This window comes from Rhizobium sp. USDA 3886, from assembly GCF_056279785.1.
In genome coordinates, this window is record NZ_JBWCDC010000001.1 from 2,100,914 (window position 1) to 2,121,985 (window position 21,072).

General features: G+C 60.8%; 20 protein-coding genes and 1 pseudogene. 11 read left to right on the forward strand and 10 right to left on the reverse strand.

The features are described 5' to 3' along the window. The first annotated feature begins 94 nt into the window (after positions 1 to 94). Entirely contained in the window at positions 95 to 736 is a 642-nt protein-coding gene (locus ACZ9BX_RS10905; protein WP_476217795.1) for a chloramphenicol phosphotransferase CPT family protein, read from the forward strand. Between the two features lie 60 nt (positions 737 to 796). On the opposite strand, the gene ACZ9BX_RS10910 is transcribed toward ACZ9BX_RS10905, so the two are convergent. The 6 genes from ACZ9BX_RS10910 to coxB all read right to left on the reverse strand — a co-directional run bounded on the left by ACZ9BX_RS10910 (position 797) and on the right by coxB (position 6,097). After that, entirely contained in the window at positions 797 to 1,672 is an 876-nt protein-coding gene (locus ACZ9BX_RS10910) for a cytochrome c oxidase subunit 3 (protein WP_027507712.1), read from the reverse strand. A 60-nt stretch (positions 1,673 to 1,732) separates the two neighbouring features. Next, positions 1,733 to 2,341: a cytochrome c oxidase assembly protein gene (locus ACZ9BX_RS10915; RefSeq protein WP_476217797.1), complete on the reverse strand. Its 609-nt coding sequence runs from the start codon at positions 2,339 to 2,341 to the stop codon at positions 1,733 to 1,735. A 4-nt stretch (positions 2,342 to 2,345) separates the two neighbouring features. Next, on the reverse strand, positions 2,346 to 2,483 hold the full coding sequence (locus ACZ9BX_RS10920; protein ID WP_027507714.1) for a hypothetical protein: 138 nt from the start codon (positions 2,481 to 2,483) through the stop codon (positions 2,346 to 2,348). Next, a complete protein-coding gene (locus tag ACZ9BX_RS10925; RefSeq protein WP_086997933.1) occupies positions 2,483 to 3,439 on the reverse strand; it encodes a heme o synthase in 957 nt (318 codons plus the stop codon). The genes ACZ9BX_RS10920 and ACZ9BX_RS10925 overlap by 1 nt, the downstream gene beginning before the upstream one ends. Positions 3,440 to 3,505: 66 nt before the next feature. Continuing rightward, positions 3,506 to 5,191 carry a cytochrome c oxidase subunit I gene (ctaD, locus tag ACZ9BX_RS10930; RefSeq protein ID WP_476217800.1) on the reverse strand — a complete coding sequence of 562 codons (1,686 nt, stop codon included), beginning with the start codon at positions 5,189 to 5,191 and terminating at the stop codon, positions 3,506 to 3,508. Positions 5,192 to 5,209: 18 nt separating this feature from the next. After that, positions 5,210 to 6,097: a cytochrome c oxidase subunit II gene (gene coxB / locus ACZ9BX_RS10935; RefSeq protein WP_476219977.1), complete on the reverse strand. Its 888-nt coding sequence runs from the start codon at positions 6,095 to 6,097 to the stop codon at positions 5,210 to 5,212. A 344-nt stretch (positions 6,098 to 6,441) separates the two neighbouring features. Here coxB and ACZ9BX_RS10940 point away from each other — a divergent pair. The 3 genes and pseudogenes from ACZ9BX_RS10940 (at position 6,442) to ACZ9BX_RS10950 (ending at position 9,072) form a co-directional block, all read left to right on the forward strand. Continuing rightward, positions 6,442 to 7,072: pseudogene (locus ACZ9BX_RS10940) on the forward strand (invasion associated locus B family protein). A 76-nt stretch (positions 7,073 to 7,148) separates the two neighbouring features. Next, positions 7,149 to 8,564, forward strand: coding sequence for a metalloprotease TldD (gene tldD, locus ACZ9BX_RS10945; protein ID WP_476217801.1), 1,416 nt, complete (start codon positions 7,149 to 7,151; stop codon positions 8,562 to 8,564). Between the two features lie 16 nt (positions 8,565 to 8,580). After that, positions 8,581 to 9,072: a GNAT family N-acetyltransferase gene (locus tag ACZ9BX_RS10950; protein ID WP_476217803.1), complete on the forward strand. Its 492-nt coding sequence runs from the start codon at positions 8,581 to 8,583 to the stop codon at positions 9,070 to 9,072. A gap of 42 nt (positions 9,073 to 9,114) precedes the next feature. On the opposite strand, the gene ACZ9BX_RS10955 is transcribed toward ACZ9BX_RS10950, so the two are convergent. Then, positions 9,115 to 9,414, reverse strand: coding sequence for a pyrophosphatase (locus ACZ9BX_RS10955; RefSeq protein ID WP_476217805.1), 300 nt, complete (start codon positions 9,412 to 9,414; stop codon positions 9,115 to 9,117). A gap of 80 nt (positions 9,415 to 9,494) precedes the next feature. After that, positions 9,495 to 10,757, reverse strand: coding sequence for a D-alanyl-D-alanine carboxypeptidase family protein (locus ACZ9BX_RS10960; protein ID WP_476217807.1), 1,263 nt, complete (start codon positions 10,755 to 10,757; stop codon positions 9,495 to 9,497). Positions 10,758 to 10,977: 220 nt separating this feature from the next. On the opposite strand from ACZ9BX_RS10960, the gene ACZ9BX_RS10965 reads away from it, so the two are divergent. Continuing rightward, complete coding sequence (locus ACZ9BX_RS10965; RefSeq protein WP_476217809.1) at positions 10,978 to 12,024, forward strand: polysaccharide deacetylase family protein; 1,047 nt, start codon at positions 10,978 to 10,980, stop codon at positions 12,022 to 12,024. A 5-nt stretch (positions 12,025 to 12,029) separates the two neighbouring features. Here the strand turns inward: ACZ9BX_RS10965 and pdxH are convergent, their stop codons facing one another. Continuing rightward, positions 12,030 to 12,650: a pyridoxamine 5'-phosphate oxidase gene (gene pdxH, locus ACZ9BX_RS10970; protein ID WP_476217811.1), complete on the reverse strand. Its 621-nt coding sequence runs from the start codon at positions 12,648 to 12,650 to the stop codon at positions 12,030 to 12,032. 66 nt (positions 12,651 to 12,716) lie between these two features. On the opposite strand from pdxH, the gene ACZ9BX_RS10975 reads away from it, so the two are divergent. From ACZ9BX_RS10975 to ACZ9BX_RS10990, 4 genes are all read left to right on the forward strand, one after another. Next, on the forward strand, positions 12,717 to 13,175 hold the full coding sequence (locus ACZ9BX_RS10975; protein WP_476217813.1) for an RT0821/Lpp0805 family surface protein: 459 nt from the start codon (positions 12,717 to 12,719) through the stop codon (positions 13,173 to 13,175). Positions 13,176 to 13,417: 242 nt separating this feature from the next. Continuing rightward, complete coding sequence (locus ACZ9BX_RS10980; protein ID WP_476217814.1) at positions 13,418 to 14,575, forward strand: DnaJ C-terminal domain-containing protein; 1,158 nt, start codon at positions 13,418 to 13,420, stop codon at positions 14,573 to 14,575. A 122-nt stretch (positions 14,576 to 14,697) separates the two neighbouring features. Further along, a complete protein-coding gene (gene fabI, locus ACZ9BX_RS10985; protein WP_027507728.1) occupies positions 14,698 to 15,516 on the forward strand; it encodes an enoyl-ACP reductase FabI in 819 nt (272 codons plus the stop codon). 27 nt (positions 15,517 to 15,543) lie between these two features. Further along, the gene (locus ACZ9BX_RS10990) at positions 15,544 to 16,134 is read left to right on the forward strand and encodes a histidine phosphatase family protein (protein WP_476217816.1); all 591 of its coding nucleotides are present in this window, start codon (positions 15,544 to 15,546) and stop codon (positions 16,132 to 16,134) included. Between the two features lie 6 nt (positions 16,135 to 16,140). On the opposite strand, the gene ACZ9BX_RS10995 is transcribed toward ACZ9BX_RS10990, so the two are convergent. Continuing rightward, positions 16,141 to 16,401: a DUF1344 domain-containing protein gene (locus tag ACZ9BX_RS10995; RefSeq protein ID WP_132559581.1), complete on the reverse strand. Its 261-nt coding sequence runs from the start codon at positions 16,399 to 16,401 to the stop codon at positions 16,141 to 16,143. A gap of 245 nt (positions 16,402 to 16,646) precedes the next feature. On the opposite strand from ACZ9BX_RS10995, the gene ACZ9BX_RS11000 reads away from it, so the two are divergent. Then, complete coding sequence (locus ACZ9BX_RS11000; RefSeq protein WP_476219978.1) at positions 16,647 to 19,826, forward strand: bifunctional diguanylate cyclase/phosphodiesterase; 3,180 nt, start codon at positions 16,647 to 16,649, stop codon at positions 19,824 to 19,826. 145 nt (positions 19,827 to 19,971) lie between these two features. Then, positions 19,972 to 21,069 carry a chorismate synthase gene (gene aroC, locus ACZ9BX_RS11005; RefSeq protein WP_476217817.1) on the forward strand — a complete coding sequence of 366 codons (1,098 nt, stop codon included), beginning with the start codon at positions 19,972 to 19,974 and terminating at the stop codon, positions 21,067 to 21,069. The last annotated feature ends 3 nt before the right edge of the window (positions 21,070 to 21,072 follow it).

Here is a 21,072-nt window from a genome sequence, read left to right on the forward strand (position 1 = left end):
GTGCCTTAACTCTCCCATAAAGTATCCGCAGGACGAATGGAAATAGCTGCGCGATTTCGCCTCAGTGATTCGCGCCAACAGAAGAAGAAAACGGATGAGCAACGATAGCCCTGCCGGCCAGATCGTGATCCTGAACGGGGCGCCGCGCAGCGGCAAGACGACGATCGCGAGAACCATTCAGCAACAGTTTGAAGGACCGTGGATGAACCTCGGCGTCGATGCTTACAATGCCGCGACGCCGGCACGCTACCTGCCGGGCATCGGCCTTCGCCCCGGCGGCGAGCGACCCGACCTTGAAGAACTGGTGCCGTTCTTCTACGCGGCGCTCTACGAATCCATCGCCATCCATGCCGGGCTTGGGCTCAATATCGTCGCCGATCTCGGCCATCACGACGCCTATTCGCGGCCGCTCGGAATTCTTACGGATTGCGCCCGGCGGCTTGAAGGCTTCCCGGTTCTCTTCATCGGCGTGCTCTGCCCGCTCGACGTCATCATGAAGCGCCGCGACATCGAGGAGCCGGGACGCGAGCATCTTTACGCAAGAGGTAGCGACGAGGTTCCGGTTCCGGATGCCGTGCGGCGCTGGCAGGAAGAAGTGCACCGGCCGGGCATCTACGACCTTGAGGTCGATACGTCGGTGCTGACGCCATACGAATGCGCCGAGGCGATCCGGCAGCAACTCGATCTCGGCATTCCGGAGCCATCGGCCTTCGAGCGGATCGCTGCTTCAAGGTAGTCCATAGAAAAAGGCGGGCATCGGTTGGCGCCCGCCTTTTTTGATTTTCTCTGCGTTTTGTCAGCCGGCGACAGGTGCGCCCCAGCCGCCCCAGACATAGATGGAGAAGAACAGAAACAGCCAGACGACGTCAACGAAGTGCCAGTACCAGGCGGCCGCTTCGAAGCCGAAGTGCTGCTTCGGCGTAAAGTCGCCGCGGATCGCGCGGATGAGGCAGACTGTCAGGAAAATCGTACCGATCAGCACATGGAAACCGTGGAATCCGGTCGCCATGAAAAAGGTCGCGCCGTAGATCGAGTTCTTGAAGTCGAACGGAGCGTGGGCATATTCGTAGCCCTGGACGCTGGAGAACAGGATGCCGAGAAGGACGGTGAGCGTCAGACCCTGCACCAGCCCCTTGCGGTCGTTATGCAGGAGCGCATGGTGCGCCCAGGTGACCGTCGTGCCGGACAAAAGCAGGATCACGGTGTTGTAGATCGGCAGGTGCCAAGGATCGAGAACCTCGACGCCTTTCGGCGGCCACTGGCCACCTGTATATGCAAGGCGCGACGCCTGGATCGCTTCGTTCGCAAAGAGGCTCGCGTCGAAATAGGCCCAGAACCAGGCAAGGAAGAACATCACTTCCGAAGCGATGAACATGATCATGCCGTAGCGCAGGTGCAGCGAGACGACGCGGGTATGGGCGCCCTCATGGGCCTCCTTCACCGTATCGGACCACCAGCCGTACATGACGTAGAGGATCAGCGCGAGGCCGATATAGAACAGCCAGGGCTGGGCCCATTCGATGCCGAAGAGATGCAGCGAACCGCCATTCAGGTAGCGCATATAGCCGACGCCGCCGAAAGTGACGATAAAGGCGCCAAGCGACGCCAGAATCGGCCACGGGCTTGGGTCGATGATGTGGTAGTCGTGATTTTTCTGATGCGCATCGGCCATGTCAGATCCCCGGATGTCTTCCTTCGCTTCGCCTCCGGCATAGCCGGAAACGATCCTCAATCAAAGTTTCTTTTCAACCTTCTGCGCCCCACCCTCGTTCGAAGCCACGGGCTTCGGTCCCTCTTTCGGGTAGAACGTATATGACAGCGTAATCGTGTGGATGTCTTTCGACTCGACGGCCTTTGTAATATCCGGATCGATATAGAACACCACTGGCATTTCAAGCTTCTCGCCCGGCTTCAGGTCCGTTTCGGTGAAGCAGAAGCACTGGATCTTGTTGAAATAGACGCCCGCCTCGCCCGGCGTCACGTTGAAGACCGCCTGTCCGCGTTGCGTCTCGTTCGACTTGTTTTCCGCGACGAAATTGACCTGAATGGTCTCGCCGATGCGCGGATTGACCTCGCGCTGCACCGGCTTGAAGTCCCAGTACAGGCCCGACGCCACATTGGCGTCGAAGGTGACGCGCATTTTCCGGTCGAGGATGACGCTTGACGCCTGCTCGACGCGCTGCGTCGTGCCGTTATAGCCCGTCATCTGGCAGAAGATGCGGTAGAGCGGAACCGCGGCATAGCTCATCGCCGTCATGCCGACAACGAAGCTCAGGCACATGAAGACGACGGCGCCGTTGTTGCGGCCCTGCTTCGTCGGTGCGTTTGCGGTGTCGCTCATCAGCTCAGCCTCCGTGCCCGGTGAACTTCACGATGGTGATGGCGTAAAAGAGCACGCAGAGGCCCGCAAGCGCGAGGCCGAGGGCGACGTTCCGGTTGCGGCGCGACTTGCGCTGCGCGTCCGTGAGCTTGACGGTTTCCATTAGAACAAACCTCCTGCACGGGAGACCAGCATGGAAGCGAGCCGGTCTATCAACAGGGCAGAAAAGATGGCGAAGAGGTAAAAGATCGAGAAAGCAAAAAGCTTCTTCGCCGGGATCATCTTGAGATCGCCATCCGGCATACGCCAGACGGCGATGGAACAGTATATGAAGACCGCGCCGAGCGCCGCTGCGACGAGGCCGTATCCGACGCTCGCAAAGCCGAGAAACGACGGAACCACGCCGCACATGGCCGTCAATACGGCATAGGCGACGATCTGGTGTTTGGTAACGCGCTCGCCGGAGACGTTCGGCAGCATCGGCACACCGACGGCCTCATAATCGCGCATCTTGAACAAGGCAAGCGCCCAGAAATGCGCCGGCGTCCAGAGGAAGATGATGAGAAACAGGACGGTGCTTTCGATCGTCACCGAATTCGTCACGCAGGCCCAGCCGATCATCGGCGGGAAGGCGCCAGCGGCACCGCCGATGACGATGTTCTGCGGCGTCGAGCGCTTCAGCCACATCGTGTAGATGACGACGTAGAAGAAGATCGTGAAGGCGAGGATCGAGGCCGAGAGCCAGTTGACGGCAAGGCCGAGGATGACCACCGAAAAACAGGAGAGGATCAGACCGAAGGCCAGTGCTTCCTTCGGCGTGATGCGGCCTGCCGGAATTGGCCGGCGGGCGGTGCGGGTCATGATGGCGTCGATATCGGCATCGTACCACATGTTGAGCGCACCCGAGGCGCCTGCGCCGATCGCTATGCAGAGGATCGAAATCAGGCCGAGGACGGGATTGATGTGGCCGGGTGCCAGCACCAGGCCGGCAAAGGCCGTGAAGACCACGAGCGACATCACGCGCGGCTTCAGAAGCTCGAAATAATCGCGCGCACTGGCTTCCGACAGGAGATGTTCGCCGTCGTTCACAAGTACCTCGTGATTGTTTATGACCCTCATTCTTCCGTCCTGCATTCTTCAAGGCCGGACGCCGCATTTGCAAGCGGCGCCCGGGATATCAGCATCTTACTTGATGCGCGGGAGCTGTTCCCACTGGTGATATGGCGGCGGCGAAGGCAACTGCCATTCGAGCGTCGTGGCACCTTCGCCCCACGGATTGTCGCCGGCGAGGCGCTTCCTGGCGAAGGCTTCGAAGACGCCGAAGAGGAAGATCAGTACGCCGAAAGCCGAGATGTAGGAGCCGATCGAGGAAACATAGTTCCAGCCGGCAAATGCATCCGGATAGTCGATGTAGCGGCGCGGCATACCGGCAAGTCCGAGGAAGTGCTGCGGGAAAAACACCAGGTTGACGCCGATGAACATGATCCAGAAGTGTAGCTTGCCGACGAGCTCGTTGTACATGTAGCCGGTCATCTTCGGGAACCAGTAGTACCAGCCGGCGAAGATGGCGAAGACGGCGCCGAGCGACAGAACATAGTGGAAGTGAGCCACGACGTAATAGGTGTCATGCAGCGAGCGGTCGAGACCGGCATTTGCCAGCTGGACGCCGGTAACGCCACCGACCGTGAACAGAAAGATGAAGCCGATCGCCCAGATCATCGGCGTGCTGAAGGTGATCGAGCCGCCCCACATCGTCGCGATCCAGGAGAAGATCTTCACGCCCGTCGGAACGGCGATGACCATGGTTGCGAAGACGAAGTAGCGCTGCGCATCGAGCGACAGGCCGACCGTGTACATGTGGTGAGCCCAGACGACGAAGCCGACGGCACCGATCGCGACCATGGCGTAGGCCATGCCGAGGTAGCCGAAGACCGGCTTGCGCGAGAAAGTCGAGATGATGTGGCTGACCATACCGAAGCCCGGCAGGATCAGGATGTAGACTTCCGGGTGACCGAAGAACCAGAACAGATGCTGGTAGAGGATCGGATCGCCGCCGCCTTCCGGTGCAAAGAAGGTCGTGCCAAAGTTGCGGTCGGTAAGCAGCATCGTGATGCCGCCTGCCAGAACCGGCAGCGACAGCAAGAGCAGGAAGGCGGTGATCAGGACGGACCAGGCAAAGAGCGGCATCTTGTGCAGCGTCATGCCCGGCGCGCGCATGTTCAGGATCGTGGTGATGAAGTTGATTGCACCCAGGATCGACGAAGCGCCGGCCACATGCAACGCGAAGATCGCCAGATCGACCGCGGGGCCTGGTGTCCCGGAGGTGGCAAGCGGCGGATACATCGTCCAGCCGCCGCCCGCGCCGTAGGCGCCTGCCGGTCCCTCGACGAACATCGACAGGACGAGCAGCAGGAAGGCCGGAACGATCAGCCAGAAGGAGATGTTATTCAGGCGCGGGAATGCCATATCCGGCGCGCCGATCATGATCGGCACCATCCAGTTGGCAAAACCGCCGATCATTGCGGGCATGACCATGAAGAAGATCATGATCAGCGCGTGCGCTGTCGTGAACATGTTGAACATCTGCTTGGCGCCGTCGATGGCAGCATCGCCTTCGTAGCCGTAAACCATGGAAGCCAGGCCGTGGAAGATCTGGATGCCCGGCTCCTGCAACTCCATGCGCATGGCAACGGAGAGCGCGCCGCCGATGATGCCGGCGACAATCGCGAAGATCAGGTAGAGCGTGCCGATGTCCTTGTGGTTCGTCGAGAAGAACCAGCGATTGACGAAGCTCGGCTTGTGCGAGTGGTCGTGATGATCGTCATGCGCATGGGCGTCATGAGAATGATCGTGAGCGGAAGGTCCAGCCATTGTCCCGAGCCCCTTCTATTACTGAACGTTTTCGGCGACGTCGACGGTCTTTGCCTGACCGTCGGTGGCAGCCATGAGAGCCTTGTAGGCTCCGGGAAGATCAGAAGCAGCAGCCGTCAGCCACTGCTTGTACTTGTCTTCGGAGACGACGCGGATCGCGATCGGCATGAACGCATGGTCCTTGCCGCAAAGCTCGGAACACTGGCCATAGAACAGGCCTTCGCGCTCCGTCTTGAACCAGGTTTCGTTCAAACGCCCGGGAACGGCGTCGATCTTGATGCCGAAGGACGGCATGGCGAAGGCGTGAATGACGTCGGTCGGCGCGGCGGTCACGAGAACACGGACCGTCTTGTTGACCGGCAGCACGACTTCGTTGTCGACGGCAAGCAGGCGCGGATAGGTGGCGAGGTCGACCTTGCCGGCAGCCGCGCGATCCGGATCCTTGAGCAGATAGGAATCGAAAGTGAGAGGCGTCTCGCCCGAGCCTGCGTATTCATAATTCCACTGCCACTGGGTGGCCGTCGCCTTCAACGTGACATCCGGGTTTTCCGGCAGGGTGAGCTGCGCCGTCAAAAGGTTGAACGACGGAACAGCGAGGAAGAGGAGAATGAGAACTGGCCCGACGGTCCAGATGACTTCGATGATCGTGTTATGGCTCGTCTTCGATGGCACCGGATTTGCGCTGGCACGGAACTTGAAACAGACGACGAGCAGCAGCACGAGAACGAAAAGCGTAATCGGAACGATGAACCACAGCGTATATTGTTCGAACCAGCGGATTTCCCGCATGATCGGCGTCGCCGCCGGCTGCAGAGTTGCCTGCCACGGCAGCGGCTGATCGGCAAAACTGCCGGAAGCAAAAAGCAGACAGACCAGCGCGGTCAGTGCTGCATAAGCCTTCTTCATCACTTTAGTATCTCCCTCGAGCGCTTGATCTGCCACAAATCGAACGCAGAATCCTTGCCATCTTCAGCGCTTCAAACCACAGTTTGCCATCTACCGCAACAGGCCAGAGCGATTGTCTATGCGGCATTTTTGCCCAAAGTCAAATTCCGCAGCCAGGGCAAAACATTGCTGAAGATTTTCATGGTCATACGAAAAAGACCGGCCGGGGCCAATACGCCATTTCGACATTCTCGGCGAAAGGTCCTATTTCTGCCGTAGTCCCCCGGTTTTGACGGGGCGGGGCTTTTCATTTCCGATGGCGGCCTCCAACAATAGCGGCACTGATTCGAATTCCAGAGGTTTCCATGGGTTTCCGTTCCCTCGCGCGGTCGCTTATTCTGACCAGCAGCATCGCAGCCGCGGCGACAATCCCCGTATTTGCCCAGCAGCAGCCTGCACCGAAGCCGCCCGCGCAACAACCGGCACCGGCACCGGCCCAGCAACCGGCACCGGCCCCGGCCGGCTCCGCCGCAGCAGGCAGCGCCCGGACAAAGCCAGCCGCAGGCTCCCGGAACCGTAAAGTCGAACCACGGCGCCTGGTCCGTCGTCTGCGACAAGCCGGCCGGCGCTTCCGCCGAGCAATGCGCGCTGATGCAGAACGTGATTGCCGAAGACCGGCCGGAAGTCGGCCTCTCGGTCGTCGTGCTGAAGACCGCCGACCGCAAGTCGAAGATCCTCCGCGTTCTGGCGCCGCTCGGCGTGCTGCTGCCGAACGGCCTCGGCCTCAATGTCGACGGCAAGGACATCGGCCGCGCCTATTTCGTGCGCTGCTTTGCCGACGGCTGCTACGCCGAAGTCGTGCTCGAGGACGAACTGCTGAAGACATTCCGCAGCGGCACCAGCGCCACTTTCATCGTCTTCCAGACACCGGAAGAAGGCATCGGCATTCCCGTCGACCTCAAGGGCTTTGCCGAAGGCTACGACGTCCTGCCCTGATAAGGGCTTGCTCGAACAGCCCTGCGGACCTACATCGGCTTGGAAGCGTTTCTGCTTCGAAGCGGAGGATATGATCATGAATACCGACCTGCTGACGCTGTTCGACGCCGACGAAGCGACAATGCGCAAACATGTTGCCGAGGCGCTTTCCGGCTCCGATGACGGCGAGCTGTTCATCGAGCATGCGCAGGCGGAATCGCTGATGTTCGACAACGGCCGCCTCAAGGGCGGCAGCTTCAACACCGAGCAGGGTTTCGGCCTTCGCGCGGTTGCCGGCGAGGCCGTCGGCTACGCCCATGCGGGCGATCTTTCGGTCGCGGCGCTGAAGCGCGCGGCTGAGGCTGTCGGCGCGGTCACGAAAGGCTATTCCGGAAGCTATGCCGCCGCACCCCAACGCACGAACAAGAAATTCTACGGCGACGAGAACCCGATCGGCTCGCCGACCTTCGAAGAGAAGGTCAAGGTGCTGACCGATATCGACGCCTATCTGCGCGGCAAGGACGACAAGGTGCGCCAGGTGACGGCATCGGTCGCTGCGAGCTGGCAGGTTGTCGATATCCTTCGTGCCGACGGCCATCGCGTTCGCGATATCCGCCCGATGACGCGCATCAACATCTCCGTCATCGTCGGCGAAGGCGACCGGCAGGAGTCGGGCTCCTATGGCAGTGGCGGGCGCGTCGGCTTCGGCGATTTCATTGCCGAGGGAAGCTGGCGGTACGGCGCAGACGAGGCGCTGCGCCAGGCGCTCGTCAATCTCGAGGCGATCGAAGCCCCGGCGGGCACGATGGATGTCGTGCTCGGCTCCGGCTGGCCAGGCGTCATGCTGCACGAAGCAGTCGGCCACGGTCTCGAAGGGGATTTCAACCGCAAGAAAACGTCTGCCTTCGCCGGGCTGCTTGGCCAAATGGTCGCCGCACCAGACGTGACCGTCGTCGACGACGGCACGATCGACAGCCGCCGCGGCTCGATCACCATCGACGACGAGGGTACGCCGTCCGGCTACAATGTACTCATCGAGAACGGCAAGCTCGTCGGCTACATGCAGGACCGGCAGAACGCCCGGCTGATGGGCATGCAGCCGACCGGCAACGGGCGCCGCCAGGGCTATTCCCATGTGCCGATGCCGCGCATGACCAATACCTACATGCTCGGCGGCGACAAGACGCCGGAAGAGATCATCGCCTCGGTCAAAAAGGGCGTCTATGCCGTCTCCTTTGGCGGCGGCCAGGTTGACATCACGTCCGGCAAGTTCGTCTTCGGCTGCACCGAAGCGTACCTGATCGAAAACGGCAGGATCGGCGCACCGATCAAGGGCGCGATGCTGATCGGCAACGGCCCAGATGCCATGAAGCGCGTCTCGATGATCGGCAACGACATGAAGCTCGACACCGGCATCGGCAATTGCGGCAAGGCCGGGCAATGGGTTCCGGTCGGCGTCGGACAGCCACATCTGCGCATGGACCAGGTGACCGTCGGCGGCACGAAGGCCTAACGATCGGGAGGTGGCGATGAGCGAGATCGAGATCAGACCCTTCGCCGCCCCTGATATCGATGGCGTGTTTTCGGTCATTCTGCCGATCCAGCGTGACGAATTCGGCTTCGCGATCACCGCTGACGACCAGCCGGACCTGCAGGTCATCCCGGATTTCTACCAGTCCGGCAAAGGCCAGTTCTGGGTCGCGGAACTTGACGGCGTCATCGTTGGCACAGTCGGCCTCAAGGACATCGGCAACAACCGGGCAGCGCTCCGCAAGATGTTCGTCGCCGCACCCGTGCGCGGCCCCGGGCATGGCGTTGCCGCAAAGCTGCTCGACACGCTCCTTGCCCATGCCAAAGCGCACGGCATCCGAGACATCTTCCTCGGCACGACCGACAGGTTCCTGGCCGCGCATCGCTTCTACGAGAAGAACGGCTTCACCGAGATCAAGCGCGGCGACCTCCCCCGCTCCTTCCCGTTGATGGCCGTGGACAACAAGTTCTACCGGCGGGCTGTGGGTTAGGTGCGCTTCTTTTCAAGGCGGGCGACCGCGGAAAGCCGCGAGTTAGGGCCTGAACCGCCACTTCCGTTCGATCGCCGGATCGAGATCGATGTGGTTGCGGCGGGCAAAGAGCAGGATGTGGCCGAGCATGTCGGCCGTTTCGTCGGCGAGGTCTTGCTTCAGTTCGTCCGGCGTCTTGCCTTTCGGGCGCCCTCTGCCGCTCAAGCGGTTCCAGGCCTGCGTGAGTTCGCCCATTTCTTCCTGCAGCTTCAGGAGATACCAGTCCGGATCCCGTTCAATGCCATTCACTTCGGCGTAACGGCGGGAAGAGGATTCGAATTTTTCGGCGAGATCGGCAAGCATCGGCGTTCTCCTTTTGTATCCAAAGCAGGAGAATGCCGATTCGTCCGGATTGTCCAGCGAATGGCGTTCGGAGCTTAGCCTTAATTGGCGAGCAGCACGCAGTCGTAGGAGCGCTTCTTGAGGGCTTCGCAGGCGGTGGTGGCGGCCTTTTCGGTGGCGAAACCGACGAAGCGGGCGCGGTAGATGGCGTTGGCGCCAGTGCCGAAGGCTTCGGTATAGGGAGTTGCGGACTTCAGTGCCGCACCGCCTTCGGACTTGGCCTGGGCAAGCAGGGCACGGGCGGCATCGGCGCTCGGAGCGGCGGAAATCTGGATCTGCCGGCCTTGGGCCGACTGCTGCGGCTTGCCGACGTTGACCATTTCCTCAAGTGCTGCCGGACGCTCCAGGGGAACGGTTGCAGTGTCGGAATAACCGAGCGCGAAGGGAACATTGCCGGCTTCGACTTCGCTCTTCGTCGTGACGCCCGGAAGCGAGACGTCCGTACCGGCGGCGGCGGATGCAATCTCGACGGGTTGCTTCACGCCGGCGCTTGCAAGCAGCCTGCCACCGCTGGAGGCGCGGCCGAGATACTTGTCGAGAAGGGCTTCCATCTGAGCGTCGCGGCTGCGGGCCGTGCGACCGCCGAGGACGACGCCGACGACGCGGCGGTTGCCGTCGCGCACGGCGCTCACGAGATTGAAGCCGGAGGCATTGGTGTAGCCCGTCTTGATGCCGTCCATGCCCTGGTAGCGAACCATCAGGTTGTTATGGCCGCGGATGGTCTTGCCGCGGAAGGTGAAGGCCGTCATCGAGAAGAGACGGTACTCGCTCGGATAGTGCTTGAGCAGCGCAACGCCGAGCGTCGACATGTCGCGGGCCGTCGTCACCTGCCGCGCATCCGGCAGACCGGAGGCGTTATAGAAGGCGGTGCGGTTCATGCCGAGCTGACGGGCCTTCTGCGTCATAATGCGGGCGAAGTTGCTTTCGGAGCCCGCGAGCTTTTCGCCGACCGCGGCCGCGGCATCATTCGCGGACTTGACGATCATGCCATAGACGGCTTCGCGAATGGTAATCGTTCCGCCCGCCTTCACACCGAGCTTGGTCGGCGGGCGGCTGGCCGCGTATTTCGACATGACGATCGGCGTATCCCAGGTGATCTTGCCGCGCTTCAATGCCTCGAAGGTGAGGTAGAGCGTCATCATCTTGGTGAGCGAGGCCGGATGGTTCAGGACATCGCCGTTCTCGGAAGCGAGAACCTTGCCCGTTCGGGCATCAAGGATGAGGGAGGCGTTGCCGGCGATCGCCGCGAGGGGTGCCGAAACCGCAAACGTCACGGCTAAAAATGCGGCCACCAACCTTTTCATGAAATCCCCTCAATCAAAATGCCGCACCGGCGAAGTCAGATGTGTGTCCCGTTCTGCGACAGAAGCCGCTAATCTGGCGCGACTTTGAGGCAACGGACACCAATTTTTTGAGTTTTCTTTGCTCCTGGTGAACGGAACGTAAAGATTTCACTCGGAAATGCAACGTTCAACAACGCTTAACACCATAATTGATAGGCTCGCCCGTCTTCAGGGAGGCGGTATGCACAGGCTGTGGAAAAGTCGCGCGAAACGGATCGCCATCACCGGCGGGCTCGAGGCCGCTCATCTTGTCGCTGCTCTCCGGCTGATGCGCAACGCGCGCGGACGCGGCGCGATCTTTACCCTGCATCATGTCAGGCCGTACGAGCCGCATGCCTTCGAGCCGAACAGGCACCTGGAAATCACCCCCGAGTTTCTCGATGTGGCGCTGACGCGGCTTGCCCATGACGGTTACAGGTTCGTCGCGTTGGACGAGATTCCGGCATTGCTTTCCGGACCGGCCGGCGACCAGCCCTTTGCAGCGTTTACGCTGGACGACGGCTACCGCAACAACCTCGTTCACGCCTATCCGATCTTCGAGAAGCACGAGGCGCCCTTTACCGTGTTCGTGACAAAGGGCCTCACGGAGCGCACCCACACGATCTGGTGGGAGACGCTTGCCGCCATCCTGCGGAAGGCGGAAGAAGTCCGTTTCGATTTCGGCGCAGGCGAAGAGACGATCACGCTTGGCACACTGGCCGATCAGCATGCGGCATTCTCGCGATTTGCAGCGCATGTCCACCGCACCGACGAGGCCTCAGCGGTTGCGAAGATCGATGCGCTAGCCCGTCACCGTGAGATCGATCCGGCCGAACTCGTCGACGATCTCGTGATGGGTGCGGCGGAACTCAACCTTCTCGACGCAAGCCCCCTCGCCTCCATCGGCGCCCATACGGTCAGCCATCGCGCGCTTGCGCGGCTTCCAGAAGCCCAAGCGCGGGAGGATATGGCGCTTTCTGCCGATCACGTAGAGGCGATCACCGGCAAACGGCCAGAAGCCTTCGCCTTCCCTTATGGCACGCCCGAGGCCGCAACCTATCGCGAGGCGAAAATCGCGGCCGAACTCGGGTTCAAGGTCGCGGTGACGACACGGCCCGGCATCATGCGGCCGGACCTGCCCGGCGGCACGGCCTATTTGCCGCGGCTCTCGCTCAACGGGTTTTACCAGAGGCCGCGTTATGTCTCGGCGCTCGCCTCCGGCATCCCGCTGAAGCTGATGGGCCGATAAGCCCGTTACGGATACATCCTGACCTTTTCCCAATCGCCTTCCGCCGTTGTGCGGCGGAATTCGATGCGGTCGTGCAGGCGGAAGTTCTGGTCCTTCCAGAATTCGATCGAGACTGGCTTGATGCGGAAACCGGACCAATAGGGCGGCCGCGGTATTTCGCCGATGGCATAACGCGCCGTATATTCGGCAACGGCTTTTTCCAGCGCGAAACGGCCTTCCAGCGGGCGGGATTGCTTGGACGCCCAGGCGCCGATGCGGCTACCGCGTGCGCGGGTCTTGAAATACGCATCGGCTTCCTCGTCGGTCACGATTTCCACAGGACCGCGAACGCGCACTTGCCGGCGCAGCGTTTTCCAGTGAAAACACAGGGCCGCTTTTTTCTGTCCCAAGATTTCGCGGCCTTTCTGACTTTCAAAATTGGTGTAGAAGACGAATCCGTCGCTATCGAATCCCTTCAGGAGAACCATGCGGACATTGGGAAGGCCATCTTCATCGACCGTCGCAAGTGCTACCGCATTCGGATCGTTTATCTCGGAACCCTCGGCATCTTTCAGCCATTCGGCGAATAGCTTGAACGGCTCGTCGCGCTCGGTGAAGTCACTGCTTGTTAACTCATTTGCCGACATATTATCTCAAATGCCCCGGGTTTATTGGTTTAATGCCCAGCTTTTCACGACTGGACAGGACGCAGGGTGAAAGTCATAGCAAAGTCAAATCGCCATACAAAGGGCCGGCTATGCCGTTGTACCATGTTGTTCGTCATCGGAGCGGCGATGCTGCCGCTTTCCGGCTGCATGACGGGCGGATTTGACTTCTTGAGCGATTCCAAGGTGGACCGTTCAGTCGCCACCGGCACCGTGCCGCAGACGCCGCCGAGCACCGATACCCTTTCCGACGAAATGACGGTCCGCAACGCAGTCACCTCCGCCGACATCCAGAGGATGGCCGGTCAGCCACTGCCTTGGGCGAACTCCTCCACCGGCAGCGCCGGCGTCATAGACACGATCGTCGAGAATAACGACCAGGGCCAGGTCTGCCGCCAGTTCCGCACGACACGGCACTCCTATGCGGGCGTTGCCAAATTCTACGGCAAGACTTGCCTCGTGGGCGGCGGTAACTGGCAGCTGCTGAGCTTCCAGCCGGAAGGCTGATCCGCTTCAAAACATAATTAATCGCCGCCGCGATGCTTAGCAGAAAGCTAACCATTTGCGGAGAAAGCCGCATTCCCCTCCCCAAAAATAAGGACTGATTAGTAACTCTGACGCACGATCGGCTCACAGACGCGTGTTCCGGTTCCTCTCAAATGGGCCAGATGGCGCGCAGAGAGTTGTCATTGGGCTTCGGGGTGCTGGGCAAGGACAGGCACACCGCATCGGAACACCGGCGGTTTATTATGCGCGATCCTTACAAGATTTTGGGCGTTCCTCAGGACGCAGGGGCAGACGAGATCAAGGCCGCTTGGCGCAACAAGGCCAAGGCCGTCCATCCGGACCATAACCAGGGCGACCCGACGGCAACGGCGCGTTTCGCCGAGGTCGGTCGTGCCTATGAGACATTGAAGGACCCCAAGAAGCGCAGCCTTTTCGATACGGCGGCACGGATGGCGGAGGCGCGCGTGAGCGGCGATACGATCATGCAACAGCGGCAGGCCGCCCGCGAGGCGGCAGTCCGGGCGAAGGCAGCACAGGCGAATGCCGAACGGGTGATGGAAGAACTCACCCGCGCCAACGCGCAAAAGGCGGCGAGAGCCGCCACCGAAGCGGCAAAGCAGCAGCAGGCCAGCCCGGAATCGGCCGAAGACATGGTCGAGCGAATTTTTGGCGCGCAGGCTAAAGCTGCAAGCGCAGGTGCGACGGTTCATCCACAGGCAAATGCCAGCCGGCGACCGGAGGCGGAGGCAGGCAAACCGGAGGCGGAGGCAATCAAGCCCGAGGAGGAAGGTGCAGAAACTGCTGCCGTCGCGGCTGCTGGCGGTATTCTTCAGCCCTTGAGCATCCTGACGTCGCTCGTGCGCCGCTTCACCGGCAGCACGCCCGCACCGGAAAAGGCGCCGGACCAGTTTGCACAGACGACTGTAACAATAGAAGATATACTGAAAGGTAACTGGGCCACCGTGCAGCTCGGCGAGAGCCGCGAGGCAAGCTTCGCACTATCGGCCGGAACGCGGGAGGGCCATCAGGTCCGGCTGAAGGGTCAGGGCTACAAGCTGCCGAACATGCAGCGCGGCGATGCGGTCGTCAGCATCCACATCGAGCCCGACGCGCGTTTCACCGTCGATGGGTTCGACCTCCACACCGTGCTTCCTGTGACGATCGAAAATGCCGTTCTCGGCACCGACGCACGCATCGACGGACCGAACGGGCCGGTCGACGTCACCGTTCCCGCCTGGTCAGGATCCGACAAGACGATCCGAATCTCCGGCCAGGGCCTGCCCGACGACACCGGCGGAAAGGGCGACCTGGTCGTCGAACTGCGCATTATGTTGTGGGAAAAGCCGGACGATAAGGTCACAGATCTCATGCGAAGCATGCGCGAAGGGCTGTTTCTGTGAAATTTTCGTGACAAGCGCACCCTTTGTTACGATCCCTTACAGTTGATGATTGCCCGCAATCTTGAACCGGTGGACGGCCTATGCCATAGGCAATTTCCAATTGGATCATTAGGGGGCAAAATATGGCTCAAGCAACAGGCCTCATGTCAGGCAAGCGCGGCGTCATCATGGGCGTCGCCAACAATCGTTCGATTGCGTGGGGCATTGCCAAAGCCATTCATGCACAGGGCGCCGAAATTGCATTTACATATCAGGGCGATGCCCTGAAGAAGCGCGTCGAGCCGCTGGCTGCCGAACTCGGTGGCGTACTCGCCGGCCACTGTGATGTCAGCGACGAAGCGAGCATTGATGCCGTTTTCGAGAACGTCGAAAAGATGTGGGGCAAGATCGATTTCGTCGTTCACGCGATCGGCTTCTCGGACAAGGACGAGCTGACCGGTCGCTATGTCGACACTTCGCCGGACAATTTCGCCAAGACGATGCAGATTTCCGTCTATTCGTTCACGTCTGTCGCACGCCGCGCCGAGAAGCTGATGACAGAGGGCGGATCGCTGCTGACGCTCACCTATTACGGCGCCGAGAAGGTCATGCCGAACTACAACGTCATGGGTGTTGCCAAGGCCGCGCTCGAGGCGAGCGTCAAGTATCTCGCCGTCGATCTCGGACCGAAGAACATCCGCGTCAACGCGATTTCGGCAGGCCCGATCAAGACGCTCGCAGCCTCCGGCATCGGCGATTTCCGCTATATCCTGAAGTGGAACGAGTACAACGCTCCGCTCCGCCGTACCGTCACCATCGAAGATGTCGGCGATGTCGGCCTTTACATGCTGTCGGACCTCTCGCGCTCGGTCACGGGTGAAGTACACCATGCCGACAGCGGATATCATGTGATCGGGATGAAGGCGGTAGACGCGCCGGATATTTCGGTTATCAAAGACTGATCGAAGTCCAATCAAGCGGAACCTGCCTTGCTCATCTATGTGGTCCGACACGGTCAGACCGACTGGAATGCCGAACGCCGCCTGCAGGGCCAGAAGGATATTCCGCTGAACGCCATCGGCCGCGAACAGGCGCGGCTGAACGGCATCGATATGGCCGAGATTCTCAGGGTCGAAGCCATTTCCTTCGATTTCGTCGCAAGCCCGCTCCAGCGCACGCGCGAGACGATGGAGATCATGCGCGCGGCGATGGGCCTGCGGCCGAAGGAATACCGCCCGGACGATCGGCTGGTCGAGGTTTCCTTCGGCGACTGGGAAGGCTTCACGATCAAGGAACTGAAGGCGACGCAGCGCGAGCGCATCAACGAGCGCAATATCAATAAGTGGGATTTCATTCCGCCGGGCAACGATGCCGAAAGCTACGAGATAATGTCGTGGCGCATCCGCTCATGGCTGAATTCGATCGAGTGCCCGACCGTCTGCGTCACGCATGGCGGCGTTATCCGCAGCCTTTTCAAGATGATCGCGGACCTGCCGAAGCACGAGGCTGCCGAGGGGGAGATTCCGCAGGACCGCATCCTGAAGATCGACACCGCAAGAAGACTGATCGGCTGGATATAATCCCTCTCACTGCACGATATCGAGGTCGTTGATCACCCGCTTGCCATCGACTTCCGTGTAGAAGATCACCACTTTCACGCCGGCCTTCAGCCCCTCGAAGTTGAACTCCTCCGGCGCCTGATAGGTCTTGCCGTCATCAAGCGTCAGGCTGAGGCCGTTCATGTCGACCGTTTTGATGGTCGCTTCGACGTCGGCGCTTTCCGCAAAGCCGCTGATGGGCGACAGGAAACTTGCTGTAGCCAGCAGCGTGGCAACAAAAAAACGCATCGCGGCAACCCTCATGAAACTCGACGCAAAAATCCGGTGAGACACAGATAAGCTCCTGAATATGGCGAAAATTGCCCGGAAGAATGACTTTCCGCGCCTCATTGATGAATAGCATTTTAACAATAAGCAAGAGCAACCGCTAACCATTAGGGCGCACTTCATTACAAGCAACGAAGACGAACCATCGGGAAATCGTAAATTAACCGGTTCCTCCTAGAGTTCCGCCGAACAAGGGGGACGTGTTTTTGCTTTTGCGGCTCAGTGCCAATATTCATTTACGGCGGTTACTCAAGAATACCTGGGTCTCACTGCTGGTTTCCACTCTCGTCGCATTTGTGGTCGTTGGGGTCGGCTTCACACTCGATCGCGCAAATACGGCCGCCCATCTGCGGGAACTGCAGATTCGCACGGAAAACGAAGCAAGCCTTATTCGCGCTCGCATGGCGGCACAAATCAACATGGACATCACCGTCGCCCGCGATCTGTCCAACATGATTTCCGTGAGCGCGAAAACCAACCAGGAGGAGATGGAGCGCCAGATCAATTGGTTGCTCATCCAGAACCCCCATTTCATCAGTATCGCCGTCGCACCGGATTTCGTCGTCAGCAGCGTCTTCCCGACGCAGCCCGGCAAGAGCCGCATTGGCAAGGATGTGCGTCAAACGCTGATGCTGCGCCAGTCCGTCAGGCGCAATACGGGACACCAGCAGGCACGCTTTTACGGCCCGATCACGACCGGAAGCGGCAAGGGTGACTTTGCGATCTTCTTCCCGATCTTCGTCAAGGAGAACGGGCAGCGCAACGTCTGGGGTGCAGTCGAAGTCACCATCGACCGGGATATGTTCTACGAGAACACCGGTCTAAAACCCGCGCGCAACAGTGAAAACCAGGAGCGTTATCCGCATCTCGGCCACCTTTCGATCGCGGTGCGCGACCTGGGCACGGCGGCCGAGGCCTCCGCCCTTCCCTTCTTCGGCAGCGCCGATGTGTTCGACAAACAGCCGCTCCGGCGCAAGATCACTTTTGCTGGCGGGCGCTGGGAACTTTCGGCTGTGCCGATGACCGGATGGAACGAACCCCCGCCGAACCAGCTTCAGCTTCGCTTGATCATCATCGCCGCCGGCTGCGTCATCATCGTCCCGATCTTCTTCGCGACCCTGCTGCTTGGCGAGCGCAACCGCAATATCAGCGAGCTGGAGGCGCGCGAGGGGAAGCTGCTCGAGCTTTCGCAGCGGCTGAACCTGGCGCTGGATTCCTCCAATATCGGCATCTGGGAACTGCAGGATCATGGCCACAGCCTTTACTGGGATACGCGGGCCTCGGCTCTTCACGGCCAGCCTTCCGGCGACGGCAGTCATCCGCTTGAAAGCTGGCTCGAGGCAATCGTGGCGGCAGACCGGCCGATCGCCGAAACACACTTCTTCAACTGCAGCCTGGCAGGCACCTCCTGCACGGCTCAGTACCGCGTCAGGCTTTCGAACGGCGGCGTCCGGCATCTGCGGTCGGTCGGCTCCTTCTATACGGATGCGGGGGGAACCGGCAGGACGATCGGCATCGTCGCGGACGTGACTGCAGACGCTGAGGCTGCCGATATGCTGCGCAAGGCGAAGGAAAACAGCGACATCAAGAATGCCGAGCTGGAATTGGCGCTGGACGAACTCTCCCGCCGCGAGACGCAGCTTGCCGAACTTTCAACCCGCCTCGACCTGGCGCTCGATTCCTACCAATGCGGTATTTGGGAGACGACGCTCGGCGCCGCCGGCTCCGTCTGGGACGAGCGCATGCATGAACTCTACGGGTTAGAACCAAGGCATGGGTTCATGACCCAGGATGTCTGGCTTTCCCGCATTCATTCGGAAGATCGTGATCTTGCGCTCGAAAGCGCACGGCATTTCAAGAAGCTCGGCGACAAGCACACGCTCATCTGCCGCGTGCCGGCGGAGGACGGCAGCATTCGCTACGTCCGCTCGACCGGCAAGGTGCACCAGGCGGCAACAGGACAGCTGAAACTCATCGGCGTCGCGTTCGACGCCACCGAAGACGCGCTGCTGACAGCCGAGCTCAAGGCAGCCAAGGACGATGCGGTTGCCAAGAATATCGAGCTCGAACTTGCCAAGAATCGCATCGAGCACAATTCGCTGCATGATCCGCTGACGGCGCTTGCCAATCGCCGCAAGCTCGACATCGCGCTGGAAAATCTGACTGCCGGCAGCCGGTCGCAGCGGCAGAAATTCGCGATCCTCCATATCGACCTCGATCGCTTCAAGCAGATTAATGACACGCTCGGCCATGCAGCAGGCGATGCGATGCTGGTGCATGCTTCGAAAGTGCTTTCGGAGAATGTCCGCGGCAGCGATGTCGTCGCGCGTATCGGCGGCGACGAGTTCGTCATCCTCGCCCTCGATGTCGGCGACGAGGATATGGCCGCGCTGGCGGGCCGGATCATCGAAGAAATGCGCCAGCCCGTTAATTTCCAGGGCTTCCCCTGCCGCTGCGGCGTTTCGATCGGCATCGCGCTTGCAAACGGCATCCATGTCGACGCGCGCAAAGTGCTGATCAATGCCGATATCGCGCTCTATCGCGCCAAGAGCCTGGGTCGGAATCGCTACGAATTCTTCAACCAGAACCTCCAGGCCGACATCATCAACAGCAAGCGCACCGCCGACGAGATTCTCGCCGGCATCGAGAATGGCGAATTCACGGCCTGGTACCAGCCGAAATTTTGCGCACAGACTATGCAGCTCACCGGCGTCGAAGCTCTGGTGCGCTGGCATCATCCGGCCCGCGGCTTGCTGACGCCGGACAAATTCCTGCGCATCGCCGACGAGATCAACGTCGTGCAGGAGCTCGACCGCATCGTTCTCGAAACCGCGCTGAAGGACAAGATGCGCTGGTCAGCACTCGGCGTTGCCGTGCCGCAGGTCTCCGTCAACGTTTCGGCGCGGCGGCTGCACGACGGCAGCCTTTTTGAATCGCTGAGCGACCTGCAGATCCGGCCAGGCGAAATCTCCTTCGAGCTGGTGGAATCGATCTTCCTCGACGAGAGCGAGGACGTGGCGGCGCACAATCTCGACCGTATCAAGGCGCTCGGCATCGATATCGAAATCGACGATTTCGGCACGGGCCATACCTCGATCGTAAGCCTGCTGAAGCTGAAGCCGAAGAGGCTCAAGATCGACCGCCAACTGGTGCAGCCAATCCTCCATTCGCCGCAGGAACGCGCGCTGGTACGCTCAATCATCGATATCGCCCGGTCGCTCGGCGTCGAAACGGTGGCGGAAGGGGTCGAGACGATTTCGCATGCGGACATGCTGCGCGATCTCGGCTGCGACCTGCTGCAGGGATACGCCTTCTCGCGGCCACTCTCCTTCGACGACTTCACGGCCGCTGCAGCGGACGGCGCGCCATGGCGGCTCGCCTCCTGAGCGCATCGTTCGCAAGTTGCGGAAACAGCATTTCTTCCTCACGCGGATTTCGCGCAAAGAAAGGCTTTTGCCTCCACCTCTTTTTGGCCTATGAGTGTCGCGCATTTTGGAGAATGGCGCGGGTTGCCGCGCGTGGTCGGAACACATGTCGCACAATACATTCGGTCATCTCTTCCGCGTGACAACCTGGGGCGAGAGCCACGGGCCTTCGCTCGGCTGCGTCGTCGACGGCTGCCCTCCCGGGCTGCGCTTCAGGCTGGAGGACATTCAAACCTGGCTCGACAAGCGCAAGCCCGGTCAGTCGCGTTTCGTGACGCAGCGCCGAGAGGCGGACCTCGTGAAGGTGCTGTCCGGCGTGATGCTGGACGCCGACGGCGAGACGATGACCACGACCGGAACGCCGATCTCGATGATAATCGAGAACACCGACCAGCGCTCCAAGGATTACGGCGAGATTGCCCGGCAATACCGCCCCGGCCATGCCGACTACACCTACGACGTCAAATACGGCATCCGCGATTATCGCGGCGGCGGCCGCTCCTCCGCCCGCGAAACGGCCGCCCGTGTCGCGGCCGGCGGCATCGCCCGCCTCGTCGTGCCGGACATGAAGGTTCGAGGCGCCCTCGTGCAGATCGGCAAACACAAGATCGACCGCCAGAACTGGGATTGGAATCAGGTCGATCAAAATCCCTTCTTCTCGCCGGACGCCACGATCGTTCCCGTATGGGAGGAATATCTCGACGGCATCCGCAAGAACGGCTCCTCGATCGGCGCCGTCGTCGAAGTGGTGGCGGAAGGCGTTCCGCCCGGGCTCGGCGCGCCGATTTACGCCAAGCTCGATCAGGACATCGCCTCGCTGCTGATGTCGATCAATGCCGTGAAAGGCGTCGAGATCGGCAACGGCTTCGGTGCGGCCGAAATCACCGGCGAGGAAAATGCCGACGAGATTCGCATGGGCAACGACGGCAAGCCGCTGTTTCTTTCCAACCACGCCGGCGGTATTCTAGGCGGCATATCGACCGGCCAGCCGGTCGTCGCGCGCTTTGTGATCAAGCCGACGTCTTCCATTCTTACCGAGCGGCGCTCGATCGATGCCGATGGCAACAATGTCGATATCCGCACCAAGGGCCGGCACGACCCCTGCGTCGGCATCCGCGCCGTGCCGATCGGCGAAGCCATGGTCGCCTGCGCTATCGCCGACCATTACCTCCGCGACCGCGGCCAGACCGGCCGGCTGAAATAGGAA

Bases quoted from the DNA above. Each gene is read 5' to 3' on its own strand.
- ACZ9BX_RS10905 (WP_476217795.1), top strand. From the start codon at position 95: ATGAGCAACGATAGCCCTGCCGGCCAGATCGTGATCCTGAACGGGGCG.
- ACZ9BX_RS10910 (WP_027507712.1), bottom strand. From the start codon at position 1,672: ATGGCCGATGCGCATCAGAAAAATCACGACTACCACATCATCGACCCA.
- ACZ9BX_RS10915 (WP_476217797.1), bottom strand. From the start codon at position 2,341: ATGAGCGACACCGCAAACGCACCGACGAAGCAGGGCCGCAACAACGGC.
- ACZ9BX_RS10920 (WP_027507714.1), bottom strand. From the start codon at position 2,483: ATGGAAACCGTCAAGCTCACGGACGCGCAGCGCAAGTCGCGCCGCAAC.
- ACZ9BX_RS10925 (WP_086997933.1), bottom strand. From the start codon at position 3,439: ATGAGGGTCATAAACAATCACGAGGTACTTGTGAACGACGGCGAACAT.
- ctaD (WP_476217800.1), bottom strand. From the start codon at position 5,191: ATGGCTGGACCTTCCGCTCACGATCATTCTCATGACGCCCATGCGCAT.
- coxB (WP_476219977.1), bottom strand. From the start codon at position 6,097: ATGAAGAAGGCTTATGCAGCACTGACCGCGCTGGTCTGTCTGCTTTTT.
- tldD (WP_476217801.1), top strand. From the start codon at position 7,149: ATGAATACCGACCTGCTGACGCTGTTCGACGCCGACGAAGCGACAATG.
- ACZ9BX_RS10950 (WP_476217803.1), top strand. From the start codon at position 8,581: ATGAGCGAGATCGAGATCAGACCCTTCGCCGCCCCTGATATCGATGGC.
- ACZ9BX_RS10955 (WP_476217805.1), bottom strand. From the start codon at position 9,414: ATGCTTGCCGATCTCGCCGAAAAATTCGAATCCTCTTCCCGCCGTTAC.
- ACZ9BX_RS10960 (WP_476217807.1), bottom strand. From the start codon at position 10,757: ATGAAAAGGTTGGTGGCCGCATTTTTAGCCGTGACGTTTGCGGTTTCG.
- ACZ9BX_RS10965 (WP_476217809.1), top strand. From the start codon at position 10,978: ATGCACAGGCTGTGGAAAAGTCGCGCGAAACGGATCGCCATCACCGGC.
- pdxH (WP_476217811.1), bottom strand. From the start codon at position 12,650: ATGTCGGCAAATGAGTTAACAAGCAGTGACTTCACCGAGCGCGACGAG.
- ACZ9BX_RS10980 (WP_476217814.1), top strand. From the start codon at position 13,418: ATGCGCGATCCTTACAAGATTTTGGGCGTTCCTCAGGACGCAGGGGCA.
- fabI (WP_027507728.1), top strand. From the start codon at position 14,698: ATGGCTCAAGCAACAGGCCTCATGTCAGGCAAGCGCGGCGTCATCATG.
- ACZ9BX_RS10995 (WP_132559581.1), bottom strand. From the start codon at position 16,401: ATGCGTTTTTTTGTTGCCACGCTGCTGGCTACAGCAAGTTTCCTGTCG.
- aroC (WP_476217817.1), top strand. From the start codon at position 19,972: ATGTCGCACAATACATTCGGTCATCTCTTCCGCGTGACAACCTGGGGC.